The organism is Chryseobacterium gregarium DSM 19109, assembly GCF_000430845.1.
Lineage (GTDB): Bacteria > Bacteroidota > Bacteroidia > Flavobacteriales > Weeksellaceae > Chryseobacterium > Chryseobacterium gregarium.
In genome coordinates this window covers 231,308-245,250 of sequence record NZ_AUMU01000006.1, presented here as the reverse complement: position 1 = coordinate 245,250, position 13,943 = coordinate 231,308, and the positions used below count along the sequence as shown (strand labels likewise).

Sequence of the window (13,943 nt, the reverse complement as noted above, 5' to 3'; positions counted from 1 at the left end):
ATATTAGACATCAGATATTAGGCTTCAGACTGGTTTCCAACAAATTTAATTTACAGAATATTAATAGTATAAATGATTACTGCTCAACATACAATGAAAAACGATACGACATTTAAAGAATTAAAAAATTCCGGATACACCGATAAAACCATCAGCCAGGAAATCCAGGCAAACCTGATTGCAAAGATCAAAGCCAAAGAACCGGTATTTGAAGGGCTCTGGGGTTATGAAGACACGGTAATCCCGCAACTGAAAAAGGCCATCCTGGCCGGGCATCATATTAACCTTTTGGGGCTTCGCGGACAGGCCAAGACCCGGATCGCAAGAAGCATGATCAGCCTTCTGGACGAATACATGCCCATCGTAAAAGGTTCTGAAATCAACGACAGTCCGTTTCAGCCGATTTCAAAATATGCCCGGGACCTTATTGCCGAGCATGGTGATGAAACCCCGGTTTCCTGGGTGCACCGCTCCGACCGTTTCTTTGAAAAATTAGCTACGCCGGATGTGAACGTTGCCGACCTGATCGGCGACATTGACCCGATCAAAGCGGCTACCTTAAAACTGCCGTATTCCGATGAGCGCGTGCTGCATTACGGGATGATCCCGCGGGCCAACCGCTGCATCTTTGTGCTGAACGAACTGCCGGACCTGCAGGCAAGGATCCAGGTTTCTTTATTCAATATTTTACAGGAAGGCGATATCCAGATCCGCGGGTTCCAGCTGAGAATGCCGCTGGACATCCAGTTTGTGTTCACCGCGAACCCTGAAGATTATACCAACAGGGGAAGTATTGTTACCCCTTTAAAAGACAGGATCGGTTCCCAGATCTTTACCCATTACCCGCAGACCGTGGCACTGGCCCGCCAGATTACGGAACAGGAAGCTTTGATTTCAGCGGAAGATAAAAACAGCATCCAGATTCCGGGTCTTGCCAAAAACCTTCTGGAAGAAGTGGCTTTTGCGGCGCGCGACAGTGAATATGTGGATGCCAAAAGCGGGGTAAGTGCCCGTCTCACCATCAGTGCGATGGAAAATTTAGTGGCTGCTGCCAAATTAAGGCTGATTGAATCCGGTGCTGAAAAAACAACGGTAAGGCTGCTTGATTTTATGTCGATCATCCCGTCCATCACCGGAAAGATTGAACTCGTGTACGAAGGCGAGCAGGAAGGTGCCGATTTCGTAGCAAAAATACTGATCGACCAGGCCGTTATGATCCAGTTTGAAAGCCTGTTCCCGCGCATTTCCAAGCTGGAAAAAGAAAGCATCAAAACACCGTATACCGACCTGATCCAATGGTTCAATAAAAACCATCTTGAACTCAATTACAATGATACAGATGAAGTATTTTATGAGAAACTGAACAGCATTAAACCTCTGACTGCCGTCATCGAAGAAAATACGCTGGAATTAAGCACGGAAGATCAGAATTTCTGTAAAGAACTGGTTTTATGGGCACTGACGATCAGTAAAAAACTGGACAAATCTGAAACCCAGGCTTCTTTTACATTTGATTCCGCAGATATGAATTCATATTTCCGGAATTAGATCTGAGCTTTGATATGATAATAAAATCCCCTGAATAAGTTTTCAGGGGATTTTTTGTTAATCAGAAACCCTATTGATTCTATGTAAGCAGAAATTTAAATTTATTCTAAAATCATTTTTTAATAATGATTGTTTATCTTTGATTTACAACGAACTATATAACGATGACCACTCACAATTATTTTATCCAGTACCACAATGCAGACAAACTTGAAAATTTTCCAACTTCAGGTATTGACTTTAATCTCCCGGTATCAGAAATTACGCTTGACAATAAAATACAATATGGTGAATGGATATATACAAGCAAAAGAATTTTATCAAAAGCCATTGGGAGTTTCTGTTTTCTGATTGTCGGGAAAACAGAGCAGAGAATTAAAAATTATTATCTGTGGAATTATTTTAGAATAGAAGACAGTAAAGAAAAAAATGGCTTTACAACAGTGTATGGAACCGGGCAGGATCTAAAAAAGCCCGTATTGCTTAACAACTTACCGGAATTTGAAAGCTTTAAAAAGTTCTGCGGTAATTTCGGAATAGGTTTTCAGAAAATTGATAATCATATATTTTCTGAAACGCTTGTTCCATATATCTTAGAAAATTGCTTTGGTATGAGAACCAATAAGGAAATGGAACTCATTTCTCATCTGCAACAATTAAATAGTAAAATGAAATTAAGTAGACCGGAAAGGAGATTAATTAAGTTGAATGCAATATTAAGAAAAGATACCTCAATTATTAATCTGTTAAAAGAGATTGCTCAATATAAATGTCAGTTTCCGGATTGCAATTCAATTATTTTAACCGAGTCGGGAACGAATTATGTTGAAGTAGCCCATGTAAAACCTGTATTCAAAGGCGCACAAAGTATAATTGGAAACTTAATTGTATTATGCCCGAATCACCATAAAGAATTTGATTTAGGAAAATTAAGTATTTCAGAACAGCGTATAGAAATGCTTTCCGGCAACCTGAACGGTAAAAATTTTACTATTAAATTGATAAATTAAAAAGCAATTGCAATCCCTGAATGAATTTTCAGGGGATTTTTTGATTACTAGATCATAGATTGTTTAAATGGTAAAGTATCACAATCCTTTTACCATTAGTTCAAAATTTCATTCATAGCGGTCAGGATCACCGGTTTTCCGTCGGTTATCATAAGAGTATGTTCATGCTGGGCCATAAAACCGCCTTTGTTCCCTACCATCGTCCAGCCGTCATTTTGTTCCACTGCGATACTGGAGTCCGTAGCAATAAATGTTTCGATGGCTACTACGGAATTCTTCTTAAACCTTCTCGTATCGAAACGGTTTTTATAATTCAGCAGTTCATCCGGCTGCTCGTGCAGGCTTCTCCCAATACCGTGGCCGCCCAGGTTCCGGATGACTTTAAAGCCTTTCTTTTTGGCTTCAGTTTCCATCAGCAGGCCGATATCGGCTATTTTCCCGCCGCCTCTGATGGTATTGATGGTTTTCTGTAAAATTTCCTTTGAAGCATCCACCAGTTTCTGATGCTGATGGATGTCTTTTCCGATGATAAACGAACCGCCGTTATCCGCCCAGAATCCGTTGAGTTCTGCGGAGACATCAATATTGATGAGGTCGCCTTCCTGCAGAACCCGTTTGTCGTTGGGAATGCCGTGGCAGAATTCATTGTTGACGCTGATGCACGTCCATCCCGGAAACCCATACGTAAGATACGGAGCAGACCGGGCACCGAAATCAGCAAGGATCTTCCCTCCGAATTCATCAATCTCTTTGGTCGTCATGCCCGGCTGGGCATACTTAATCATTTCCTTCAGGGTGAAGGCAACGGCTTCACCGGCTTTCTGCATTCCTGCTAATTCATGTTCGTTGGTTATGGACATCCTGTTATTTTTTGGTGGTTAAACTGTCAAGCTGAGAGGTATATCCCATTTTGGATAGCATAAAGTTAGCATTTCTGATTGAAATAAATAGAATATGTTCCGATTCCTTCGGTCTGAAGGGCCAGAAATTCTGGATATTTGTCTAAAAAATTTAAGAAATACCCGTTCCCCTTAGCCCTGATTGAGCGCGTATCTGAGCTCTTTTCCCTAAGGTTGAGGCGGCGGCTTTGCCGCCGCCTCAACCTTAGGGAAAAAGCGAGTAGCGAAAGCAGGAAACAGCTCCTGATAATCGCGATGACCTGCCAAACAGCGCAAAGCCCCACTTTACTTAAAAAATGAGGCTTTGCTGGTGAAAACAAGGTATCTTCTTTATACCGCAGGGCCTGCGGCATCTTTAATTTCTTCCAGTAATTTTTTCCGTTCCCTGAGCCTTCTCCTGGCAATCACGGATTTCCCGCTGAGAAGCCTGATGAACCTCAGGTATTCAAACCGTTCCCTTCCGAAATGGTGGGTGATCACATACAGCAGTACGCCGGTCCCGGCGATGAGGATGTATCCAAAGATCTTTTTGCCGGCAATAAGAATGGTGTTCAGCTGGATGAGCTTCATCCCGGATGCTACATTCTGCGGAGGGAAATTCATTCCGTCCATATAGACTGCCAGATCACCGACGGCCACCACCTGGAAACGGTACTGGAACCAGGAGTACAGTGCAGAAAAGATCCCGACCGCAATGAAGGTACGCCAGACCAGCACCAGCCCGATCGCGGCAAGCATTTCATCCATTTCCAGCTTATCCAGGGTATAGAACCATACGGAAATAAACAGGGAACAGGTGCCGTACCCCTTCAGGAACATCGGCAGGTACCAGCTGTCATAGCTGAATTCCGGGACCATGGAGAAATACATGATCAAAGAATAGCCCATCATGGCCGAGAAGCCTGAAAAAATATACATCTTCAGCGGAATCTCTTTTTTGAACCAGAATATCGCAATGACTCCTGCCAATATAAGCCCCGGGATCATCAGTACATTCAGCCTCGCATTGGTCAGCTGGTCATATCCCAGCACGCCGACGGCAAAGGTATTCTGAATGGATGTAGTCCCTAAGAACATTCCCAGGCACAGCAGCATAAACAGCCCGTGCTGAACATTGTTTTTTGAGAATATGCTGAAAGACAGGTACGGTCTTTTTAAAGTCGCCTGACGGATCACCAGCAAAGCAAAACTGACAAAAGCAGCAATTCCGGCGTTGATCATATTTTTTGAATTGAGCCAGTCCTGCTGTTTCCCGAACGAAAACACATAGGCAGAAAACATAAAGGCCGCCATGAAAAGCAGGATGCTCAGCCAGTCGATATAATGCAGCGGAACTTTGAGGGCGAAATACTTGTTGTGCATAAACACCCAGTGCAGAAGTGCCAGGGCAAAACATCCCAGTGCCGCCATGATATAGAAATGCTGCCAGTTGTAGATCACGGACACTTCCACGGCATAATACGCCGAAACCTGGTTCAGCACCAGCACGAAAGTGTAAAATGCCCCGTAAAACATTCCCCGGTTGCCGATCATGGCCATTAACGGCAGGAACAGCTCAATGGTCACCATCATTTTCAGGAACCCGATGATGAGCGAAGTAAAAACAAAAATCATCGGTTCCGCAGTGGATGAATTAATGTAGCTCAATACGCCTAGAAGCACCAGCAGCACCGTCATCTTGTCCCGTACCTTGAATCTCATCTTCATCCTGAGCACCACCGGCATAAAGGCACCCATTCCGATCGTGGTCGCATAATTCGCCCACATGAAATACTCGGTCATGGCGCCGGTCCCGCTTACCACATAGCTGATGTTTCCGGTATAGACGCCGCCGAGCGGCATCACTACGGTCAGCAGCAAAAGCATCAGCAGCATCTGTAGGGGCTTGGGCACCCAATCGTTATAAAGTCCTTTATTATACATAGTTTAGGAATTAGGGGTTGGTTAGATATCAGATACCAGACGTGAGAGGTCAGACATCAGACATCAGACAATAGGGCCTGTAATTATAATTTTTGTCTTTCAATATTAGATTTAAAAATTTATTCTTATCTGGATCATCAGAATATGATTTCTAATATTTTCCTATTACAAAAGTCTCAAGTCTCATGTCTAGAATCTCATATCTCATATCTCATATCTGAAGTCTCTTATATATCTTTATACAGAATGAAAATCTCACGATCTTATATTTTTCCCACTGCAAAAGTCTCATGTCTCACGTCTGAAATCTCACGTCTGAAATCTGGTGTCTCAAATCTCACGTCTGATCTCTCACCTCTATTCCCCTGCATTAATCGTCACGTTCATATTCATTCCCGCGCTCAGTTTGGCAACATTTTCTTTTTTATTGGCGGCGGTAAACTCGATCCGTACCGGGATTCTCTGCTGGACTTTTATGAAGTTCCCGGTAGAGTTATCGGTCGGAACATTGGAGTACCTTGAGCCCGTCGCCGCAGACACCGCGGTCACCACGCCTTCGAATTTTTGTCCGCCCAAGGCATCGGCGGTCATCATCATTTTTTCGCCGATCCTGACGTTCGGCATCTGGCTTTCGAGGAAATTGGCGGTCACCCATTTCTGTCCGTTTAAGACGATGGTCGCGACCTGCTGCCCCGGCTGGATCAGCTGCCCTTCGGAAATAACCCTCCTTCCCATCACCCCGTCATACGGAGCCGTGATTACCGTGTAGGAAAGATTGATTTTAGCCATGTCCAGCGCTGATTTAGCCCTTTTGATTTCAGCATCAATGATCCCGAATTTGCTTTTCACTTCGGTGGTGGAAAGGCTGGCCGACTGTTTCTGGTTCACGAGTGTTTTATACGCGGCTTTCTGCGCGTCATATTCGGTTTTTGCCTGGTCGTACTGCTGTCTTGTCACCGCTTCAGACGCCAGAAGGTTTTTATAGCGGTTTAAATTCTGTTCCGCATTCCACAGCCTTGCTTTTGCACCTGCGATATTCGAGGCCATCACGTTCACGTTATTGGATACGGTATTGACGGATGAACCCGTAGCCACACGCTGGGCCAGTGCATTCTGGTAAGCGGCCTCCGCCTGCCCGAGCTGGGTCAGGATTTCGCGGTCATCCAGGATGACCAGCGTATCCCCTTTTTTCACGTTCTGGTGCTCGATAAATTTGATTTCCTTGATATAAGCTGAAACCCTCGTATTGATGGGATTGATGAACTCTTCTACCTGGGCAGCCTCGGTATAGGTCTTGTCCCCGATATGGAAATATTCCCGTACGAGCCAGAACAGGCCGAAACCGATCACCAGGAATACGATGATGTTGGAAATAACGGCCCTCGTTTTATTTTTTTTGGTTTCTTTCTTTTTGGCCGCAGCGCCTGATGCCGGAGCAGGCTGTGGCTGGGTATTCTGAGTATTCTGTTCCTTGTTTTCCATTGTTTTGTTGTTCACGTAAGATTATAGGGTTCCCGTAGATTTTAAAAGATTGTAATACTGATACAGCCTATTGATTTCCGCATTGCTGTAGTCCAGTTCAGACTGGAGCTTCTGGTTCTGCGCATCGATCATTTCTGCCTGTACGGCCAGTTGGTTCAGGTATTTGGCTTCCGTAATCCTGTAATTTTCTTCTGCCAGTGTTTTGGCATCATTCAGGATCTCCGCCTGCTGGATGGATTCCTGATACTTTACATAGGCGGCATTCACGGCCATATCAACATTCTGTCCCGTAAGCGTCAGGACATCGCCGGCCTGCGCTTTCTGGATCTCGCCCAGCTTCACCCGTTCTTTTGTTTTATACAGGTTGTCAATATTATAGGTAAGGGAAACCCCGGTCTGCCATCCGCCTGAATACATATCCAGGACCGGGCTTCTCGTAGTGACGGGCTTCTGTAAGGTATATCCACCGAATCCTGCTACTGTAGGCATTTTATCCGTTTTAATGATCTCAATGTTTTTGTCGGCCACCTCAATATTGGTCCGGGCAGATTTCATGACCGGGTTGCTGTCATGGGCCAGGCTGATATAGTAGTCCATCCCGATCCCGGCTTCTTTGTTTTCCAGTTTTTCCACCGGGACAATCTCCGTATCAGAAGGAAGTCCCAAAGCTGTATTCAGATTATAGTTGAGGATCTTCCTGTTGTTGGATAAGGTTAAAATTCCCTGGTCCAGGTTTTTGATGGCCAGTTCGCCACGGATGACTTCATTCCGGGTCACCATCCCCTGCTGGTAGAATTTCCGGATATTCTTCAGCCTTTCCTGCGCCAGCTTTTTATTGTTCTGAAAAACTTCCTGCTGGTTGACCGTTTTATACATATCGAGGTAGTTGGAAATCACCAGGAACTTCACATCCTGCTTATTGTTTTCCAGGTCCAGTTCAGACAGCTGTTCACGGAGCCCTGCCATTTCGATGGATTTGTTCACCAGTCCTCCTTTAAAGATCAGCTGGGTCGCCTGAACGGCATAGGAGCTTCCGTAATGGGGCATCGGGACATTCACCGAAGATGAAAAGTCTTTGTCGAGGGCGATGGCATTCCCTAAATAAAACTGGCTCGTGGAAGCCGTGATGTTCGGGAGTTTCTGAAGCCTGACAATATCCGTATTCTGTTTTGCCATATCGATGTTCCTTGCCGAAACTTTCAGCTGCTGATGGTTCTCCACGGCGAGCGCGGCCACTTCTTCCGCCGTCATCTGCTTTCTGTCCTGTGAAAAAAACAGCGCAGGGAGCATCGCTGCCATCAGAGACAGGGCTGTTTTTATATTCTTTACCATTGTACCTTGTTTTACGGGGCAAAGTTAGGCCATGAATAAACTCAAACAAATGTTTGAATTTTGGAAAAAGATGTTCAAATGTAGGATTTCAGCTTTCGAACTGGGTACGGTACTGCGACGGGCTTTCGCCTGAATGCTTTTTAAAAAAGTGGGAAAATGAATACAGGTCACTGAACCCGAGTGTGGAAGAAATTTCGGAAACCGGCTTGCTGGAGGAATTCAGCAGTACTTTTGCTTCGTTCATGACAATCAGGGCAATCACCTGGCCGGCGGATTTCCCGGTGACTTCCTTCACCACGGCAGAGAAATGTCTGATTGTAACAGACTGCCGTTCTGCATAAAACGCTACGCTGCGTTCGGTATGGTGGTGCAGCGCAAGGTCACTTAGGAAAATAAAAACGATTTCCTCCTGCCTGGACATCTGGTTCATCGCATTGCTGTCTTCCTTAGAGATAATCCCGGCCATCTGGTAACAGAACACCGAGAAAAGATGCTCCACCATCTCTTTCTTATAGGTCATTTCCGTTTCGGAGTCCAGAATATATTTTAAGAAATTCACGCTTTTCCAGACCACTTCCATTTCGTCTGCCTGAAAAGGAACCCCGATATTCATCTGCTGCCTGAAATACCGGTAGGTGATGAGCCTGTTGAACTTCAGCGACAGGGTCGAAATAAATTCCCTTTTATACGACACCATCCTCGACTGGAAATCGTCGCTCACGGAGATCATTTCATAGACTGTCTGCGGGTCGGTCACCATAAACATATTGGCAGAAAGTTCAAGGTCCCGGAAATGCTGCCTCAGCCTGATGGTTCCGGTCTTGATAAAGATAAAAGCCGGGTTATCGGGCCGGAAAGGCTTATCGGTAGCAATCCGCTCGAAAATATTATGTTGCGTAAAGATCTCGACTCCGAATTTTTCCAGGACAGACATAACACAAATGTAAGCAATCTGCAGAGTGATTGCAAAAATTTATTATTTTAGTGTCTTCCAAATATCCGGTATGAGAAAAATTGATTTACTGTTTGCAGAATATGCAGAAAGCCACAGAAATGCCACCAACAAACTGATCCACTGGATCTGCGTCCCGCTGATCTTCTGGACGATCCTGGGATTCATCTCGCTGATCCCCTCCAAATCCATCTGCTTCATCTATATCGGATGCATCAGCTACGTAAGCCTTGCCGCCATGGCCCTGGTCACCGTATTTTATATGAGGCTTTCATTTTTAATCGGCTTTATCATGCTGGTCCTGATGATCATTATGGAAAGCTTTGCTTTCGGCGTGAATACCCGTACGGAAAAGCCGTGGCTCGTCTACCTTTCGGTTTTCGTGATTACCTGGGTGCTGCAGTTTGTAGGGCATAAGATCGAAGGGAAAAAACCTTCTTTCCTCAAAGACCTTCAGTTCCTGCTGGTCGGGCCGATCTGGCTGCTGAGCTTTATCCTGAAAAAGGCAGGCATCCGCTATTAATCTTCCAGCGCATAGACGGCAAAACTCGCCAGCCAGTGGTCTCCGCCGTAATTGCCCCGGAACAGCAAGGGAAGCCCGTTGGATAAAAATACCTGCGCGGTTTTCCGGAACTCCTTTTTTAGGGGATGACGGTCCGGCAGTGCGCCGGCAATCCCTTTCATGCACCATGCTTTGGAAAAAGACAGCCCTACCAGGTGGATGGTCTGGTAATCTGACAGGTCGCTTACCACAGGGATTTTCTCAATGTTTTCCAGGCTTCGCTTATCGTAGAATGCATCCAGCCACCGGACAAATTCTTTCTGCGGCAGCACCCTCCGCATCAGGTCGGCAATTTCAAGGCTCGGCGAAAAGAAATCCGAGCCGTCGGGTTCAAGATAGGCCGGTGTCTTTTCATCTTTCAGATAGAAATATTTTGCTTTTTCCAGCAATTGGTTCTCGAAATCCTGATCATGGTTCGCCCGGGCCCAGTCGATGGCAAAAGCCATGGCGAAGGCGGTATTGGGATGAACGCCTGTCCGGTTCGGATAGGTCTGCTTCGGCAGGTAGGCTTTCCAGGAACCCAGGATTTTATCGGTTAGCGGCTTGAGGTTCCGGTGCCAGGTTTTCGCTTTCGGATGGTCCCATGTCGTCAGCTCTTCATCCAGCTTCAGGAGCCAGGCCCAGCCGTACGTCCTTTCAAAAGTGGTAGCCAGCTGGTATTGGCTGAAATAATCCGCTTCCGCCTGAAGATTTTCTTTACGGAAAGACTGATCCAGTATAGATTCAATGTCTTTAGCCACAGACAGATCCGGCCTGGTCTTTAACAGGTGCAGCAGCATCCAGTGACCGTGGACGGAACTGTGCCAGTCGAAACAGCCGTAAAAGCTCGGATGCAGCTGTTTCGGACTTAAGGAAGCTTCTCCTGCATTATTGATGATATGGGCAGTTTTGTTCGGGTATTCCTGGTTAATGCAGTGCAGCGGTTTTTCCGCTAATTTCATGGCCATGGCATCGGTAAGCTTAGGAACTTCCTGGGCATAGACGGAAAACGGAATGATCAATATGGCTAAAAGACTGTTTTTCATCTGATAAAAATAGAAAAATATATGGTTTATCGTACCGATCATCATTTGAAATATTCAACCGGATGTTTTATGTTTTAACGAAGATTATTTTTCTGTGCTCACTTTAATCTTAAAGTATTATTAATAAAACTTTGTGTTTATTTATTTTTTAACGCAAAGATTATTTTTCTGTGTATTTTATTTAAAAGAAGCAAAGAATGAATCAGTAAACTGATTTGATGAAGCGAACGGATTAGCCGTACGCTTAATCAGCGGCTTTGCTCCCTTAAATCTACAGGCTTTATAAATAAAACTTTGCGTTTAATCAATAGGGTAATTTATATTACGACAGCTTTATAATAGAAATAACAGCAATTTATATACGCCCTCGACATGCCAAGTGTTGAGGGCTTTTCTATTTAGATCAAATGAATAATCCTGTAGTTATTTTACTACATGAACTTCCATTTTCTACTACAAAGAAACTTTTATCGCTGCTGTAGATTTGTAGTGTTCAAAGAGAACAATTAAACAATAACAGGAATAAAAAATAAATAATACGATCATGACAAAACAAATCGCCATTGCAGCCTTAACTATCGGAGCCATCATATCAGGAACTAATAATGTTCAGGCTCAGAATACTACGGCAACCACAACCGTAAACATTACCCTGAACGATGTCATCTCTATCGATGCGGGAAGTTCTGCAATCAGTGGTGCCGTTGCCTTTAACTATGCTACTGCAGCGGATTATAATTCGGAAAAAACAGTGGCCCAGGCCAACGCTTTGAAAGTTACTTCTACAAAGAGTTTTAATGTAAAGGTAAAAGCAGGCGGTGCGAGTTTCATGAACGGAACCAACGAAATCCCGGTAAATGTTTTGACCATCAAAACTTCAGCAGCTGCCGGAACCATGGGGGGAACAAAAAGCGCTGTTGTTTTATCGGCAACGGATCAGACTTTAGTAGCCAATGCTCCGCTTGGAAGCGCCTTAACACTGAATCTGGACTACACCATCCCGGCGGCGAAATCATCATCTTCTGATATCTTAGGTAAACCGGCCGGAACGTATACGCAAACAGTAACTTATACGGCGACAGCTTTATAAGTAAACTTTTTTCATATTAATATTTTGTGATTTGGTGTTTCGAAGGCTTCCTGCAGGAGGCCTTTGATTTTGTATGTATTGATACCGATATAGAGAAAATTCAAAATCCGGGAATAAGTATCTATCAGCGGTAAGGTAGAATCTATGTTTTTGGACATTTAAATCTAATTAATACATCACACCAAACATTCAGTAAATTTATTAAGCTGTTTGATATCTTTCTTAAAGTTATCAAATCTCAAAAAACGATAATTTGGATGACTTGCTCTTAGATGGAAATATTGTGGAAGCTATTAAATTTTTCGAGGAAAAACCTTAGAAATTAAATGCTATATTTACGTTACAAACCTAATAACAATGAAGCTTACACAGACTTTACTTTTATTCCTGATTTCATTTCTGACTTTTGGGCAAAATAAACAATTTCTTTACGAATACAAATTCATTCCTGACTCCACGAAAAAAGGTGACGTCAAATCAGAAATAATGATTCTTAATGTCCTGAAAGACCGCTCCGAATATTACAGTGCCGTACGGTACGCTTCGGATTCTGCTCAGTCGGCAGATTTTAAAAAAGGTATCAATTCAATGCCCGCAAATGTTGAATCGGTCAATGAATGGGTAACTAAATATCCGTACTCCAATCAACTGACGCACACAACTTTTCTCGTTTGGGACAAATATAAAGTGAAGCAAAATGTAGAATTGAATTGGAAACTCACCCACGAGTTTTCCAAAATCCTGAATTACAGTGTTCAGAAAGCGACGACCGAATTTGGCGGCAGAAAATGGACGGCATGGTTCACCAAAGATATTCCCATTCAGGACGGTCCTTATAAATTCAAAGGTCTGCCTGGTCTGATTTTGAAAATTGAAGATGCAACGAAAAGTCATCGTTGGGAACTGAAAGGCATCCGGTCCAATCAGGAAGAATTTGTCTATCCCGACCTTGGCCAATACAGAATTATTGAATTAAATTACAATCAGTTCGTCAAGAAATTTAGAAATTACCGCGCCAATCCAACTGCCGATTTGGTAGGACAGATTCCTGATCAGACAAATGCTGACGGAACCATGCGTACATCAGCAGAAGTCATCAGGGAAATCAATCAGCAAATAATGGCAAAACTGGCTAAAAACAATAATTTGATTGAGCTGAATTTGTTGAAATAAATGTTAACTTCATCAAATTACAAATAAAACCCTTCAGACATTTCTGAACGGTTTTGCTTTTAATGATATAATAAAGTTATGTGATCGCCTTCCATTTTGATTGTGATGTCAAAATTGAAGGTTACCTAATATTAATAGCAAATCTCCTAGAGAATGGAAGGTTACGAAATATTGTAGTACATGCCGATTGGGAAAATACAGATGATGATGGTTATACCTATGTAAACTTAAAGATTTCAAGCAATGGGATGGAACAAGAATATATATAGTTTTCTGAAGATTCTTTAAAAGAATTATTGACTTAATTATTACGACCCGCCGTGAATTGCATGAATATTGGGAGAAACGTAATGAAGAATTATATAGATAAACTTTTGAAAATGTAGAATATATACAATGGATCCGAAAATTGAACTATTCAGAATAGTCTCAAAAACGATTATAATAAAAATGTTATGGTAGAATGGACACCAATTTCATCAGTCGAGCTTAATATCGAAATCCAGAAACCGAAAAGGATTTGAAAGGAGAAATAGCGGAGTTTTGGGAATCAGTGAAAATTAAGCCGGTAAAGTGGAATGAAAAAGAATATGGTACTGAAGGAGGCGGATTTTGGATTGTTGCGATTTTTAGTGGAAAAGTAATTTGGTACAATGATATTGAAGAAGGATTTAACATATCAGAGTTTGAAAAACTTGGCGAAATTAGTGAATATGGCTGTAAGATTTGGGCGATTAATAAGCTGTACAATTTGGTTAAATAGCTGCATGTAATAACGAATGTTAATAATAGATAAAACGATCTTTATATCGCAGCCGAAAAAGATAATAATCAGCCCACATCTGGAATGGATTATACGAAAACTGAATATATACAGAGAAGAAAAATACTTTTGCCTTTCAATGCTTGAACATTTATTTTATGAAAATTCAAAAACTATATAAAAA

12 protein-coding genes are annotated in these 13,943 nt (G+C 43.1%); 6 read left to right on the top strand and 6 right to left on the bottom strand.

Annotated elements, in window-relative coordinates:
• Nucleotides 1-93 precede the first annotated feature (93 nt).
• Both H561_RS0107905 and H561_RS24115 read left to right on the top strand, forming a co-directional pair.
• Nucleotides 94-1,548, top strand: coding sequence for a sigma 54-interacting transcriptional regulator (locus H561_RS0107905; protein WP_027386506.1), 1,455 nt, complete (start codon nt 94-96; stop codon nt 1,546-1,548).
• A 479-nt stretch (nt 1,549-2,027) separates the two neighbouring features.
• The gene (locus tag H561_RS24115; protein WP_162143024.1) at nt 2,028-2,558 is read left to right on the top strand and encodes an HNH endonuclease; all 531 of its coding nucleotides are present in this window, start codon (nt 2,028-2,030) and stop codon (nt 2,556-2,558) included.
• A 95-nt stretch (nt 2,559-2,653) separates the two neighbouring features.
• Here H561_RS24115 and map read toward each other — a convergent pair whose 3' ends face one another.
• From map to H561_RS0107870, 5 genes are all read right to left on the bottom strand, one after another.
• A complete protein-coding gene (map, locus tag H561_RS0107895; protein ID WP_027386504.1) occupies nt 2,654-3,418 on the bottom strand; it encodes a type I methionyl aminopeptidase in 765 nt (254 codons plus the stop codon).
• A 369-nt stretch (nt 3,419-3,787) separates the two neighbouring features.
• Nucleotides 3,788-5,380 (bottom strand): hypothetical protein, encoded by a 1,593-nt coding sequence (locus H561_RS0107885; RefSeq protein ID WP_027386502.1) that lies wholly within the window; start codon nt 5,378-5,380, stop codon nt 3,788-3,790.
• Between the two features lie 357 nt (nt 5,381-5,737).
• Nucleotides 5,738-6,862, bottom strand: a complete 1,125-nt coding sequence (locus tag H561_RS0107880; RefSeq protein ID WP_027386501.1) for an HlyD family secretion protein — start codon at nt 6,860-6,862, stop codon at nt 5,738-5,740.
• Between the two features lie 21 nt (nt 6,863-6,883).
• On the bottom strand, nt 6,884-8,194 hold the full coding sequence (locus H561_RS0107875; protein WP_027386500.1) for a TolC family protein: 1,311 nt from the start codon (nt 8,192-8,194) through the stop codon (nt 6,884-6,886).
• Nucleotides 8,195-8,282: 88 nt separating this feature from the next.
• Nucleotides 8,283-9,128 carry a helix-turn-helix domain-containing protein gene (locus H561_RS0107870; protein ID WP_027386499.1) on the bottom strand — a complete coding sequence of 282 codons (846 nt, stop codon included), beginning with the start codon at nt 9,126-9,128 and terminating at the stop codon, nt 8,283-8,285.
• A 70-nt stretch (nt 9,129-9,198) separates the two neighbouring features.
• On the opposite strand from H561_RS0107870, the gene H561_RS0107865 reads away from it, so the two are divergent.
• Complete coding sequence (locus H561_RS0107865) at nt 9,199-9,669, top strand: Mpo1 family 2-hydroxy fatty acid dioxygenase (RefSeq protein WP_027386498.1); 471 nt, start codon at nt 9,199-9,201, stop codon at nt 9,667-9,669.
• On the opposite strand, the gene H561_RS0107860 is transcribed toward H561_RS0107865, so the two are convergent.
• Nucleotides 9,666-10,733 carry a DUF2891 domain-containing protein gene (locus H561_RS0107860; protein ID WP_027386497.1) on the bottom strand — a complete coding sequence of 356 codons (1,068 nt, stop codon included), beginning with the start codon at nt 10,731-10,733 and terminating at the stop codon, nt 9,666-9,668. The genes H561_RS0107865 and H561_RS0107860 overlap by 4 nt on opposite strands.
• A 544-nt stretch (nt 10,734-11,277) precedes the next feature.
• On the opposite strand from H561_RS0107860, the gene H561_RS0107855 reads away from it, so the two are divergent.
• The 3 genes from H561_RS0107855 (at nt 11,278) to H561_RS22255 (ending at nt 13,759) form a co-directional block, all read left to right on the top strand.
• Nucleotides 11,278-11,823, top strand: a complete 546-nt coding sequence (locus tag H561_RS0107855; RefSeq protein WP_027386496.1) for a hypothetical protein — start codon at nt 11,278-11,280, stop codon at nt 11,821-11,823.
• A 357-nt stretch (nt 11,824-12,180) separates the two neighbouring features.
• On the top strand, nt 12,181-12,996 hold the full coding sequence (locus tag H561_RS0107845) for a GLPGLI family protein (protein ID WP_027386495.1): 816 nt from the start codon (nt 12,181-12,183) through the stop codon (nt 12,994-12,996).
• Nucleotides 12,997-13,516: 520 nt separating this feature from the next.
• Complete coding sequence (locus H561_RS22255; protein ID WP_027386493.1) at nt 13,517-13,759, top strand: hypothetical protein; 243 nt, start codon at nt 13,517-13,519, stop codon at nt 13,757-13,759.
• The last annotated feature ends 184 nt before the right edge of the window (nt 13,760-13,943 follow it).

Coding starts and splice junctions, on each gene's coding strand:
- H561_RS0107905 (WP_027386506.1), top strand. CDS start 94: ATGAAAAACGATACGACATTTAAAGAATTAAAAAATTCCGGATACACC.
- H561_RS0107855 (WP_027386496.1), top strand. CDS start 11,278: ATGACAAAACAAATCGCCATTGCAGCCTTAACTATCGGAGCCATCATA.
- H561_RS0107865 (WP_027386498.1), top strand. CDS start 9,199: ATGAGAAAAATTGATTTACTGTTTGCAGAATATGCAGAAAGCCACAGA.
- map (WP_027386504.1), bottom strand. CDS start 3,418: ATGTCCATAACCAACGAACATGAATTAGCAGGAATGCAGAAAGCCGGT.
- H561_RS0107875 (WP_027386500.1), bottom strand. CDS start 8,194: ATGGTAAAGAATATAAAAACAGCCCTGTCTCTGATGGCAGCGATGCTC.
- H561_RS0107870 (WP_027386499.1), bottom strand. CDS start 9,128: ATGTCTGTCCTGGAAAAATTCGGAGTCGAGATCTTTACGCAACATAAT.
- H561_RS0107880 (WP_027386501.1), bottom strand. CDS start 6,862: ATGGAAAACAAGGAACAGAATACTCAGAATACCCAGCCACAGCCTGCT.
- H561_RS0107860 (WP_027386497.1), bottom strand. CDS start 10,733: ATGAAAAACAGTCTTTTAGCCATATTGATCATTCCGTTTTCCGTCTAT.
- H561_RS0107885 (WP_027386502.1), bottom strand. CDS start 5,380: ATGTATAATAAAGGACTTTATAACGATTGGGTGCCCAAGCCCCTACAG.
- H561_RS0107845 (WP_027386495.1), top strand. CDS start 12,181: ATGAAGCTTACACAGACTTTACTTTTATTCCTGATTTCATTTCTGACT.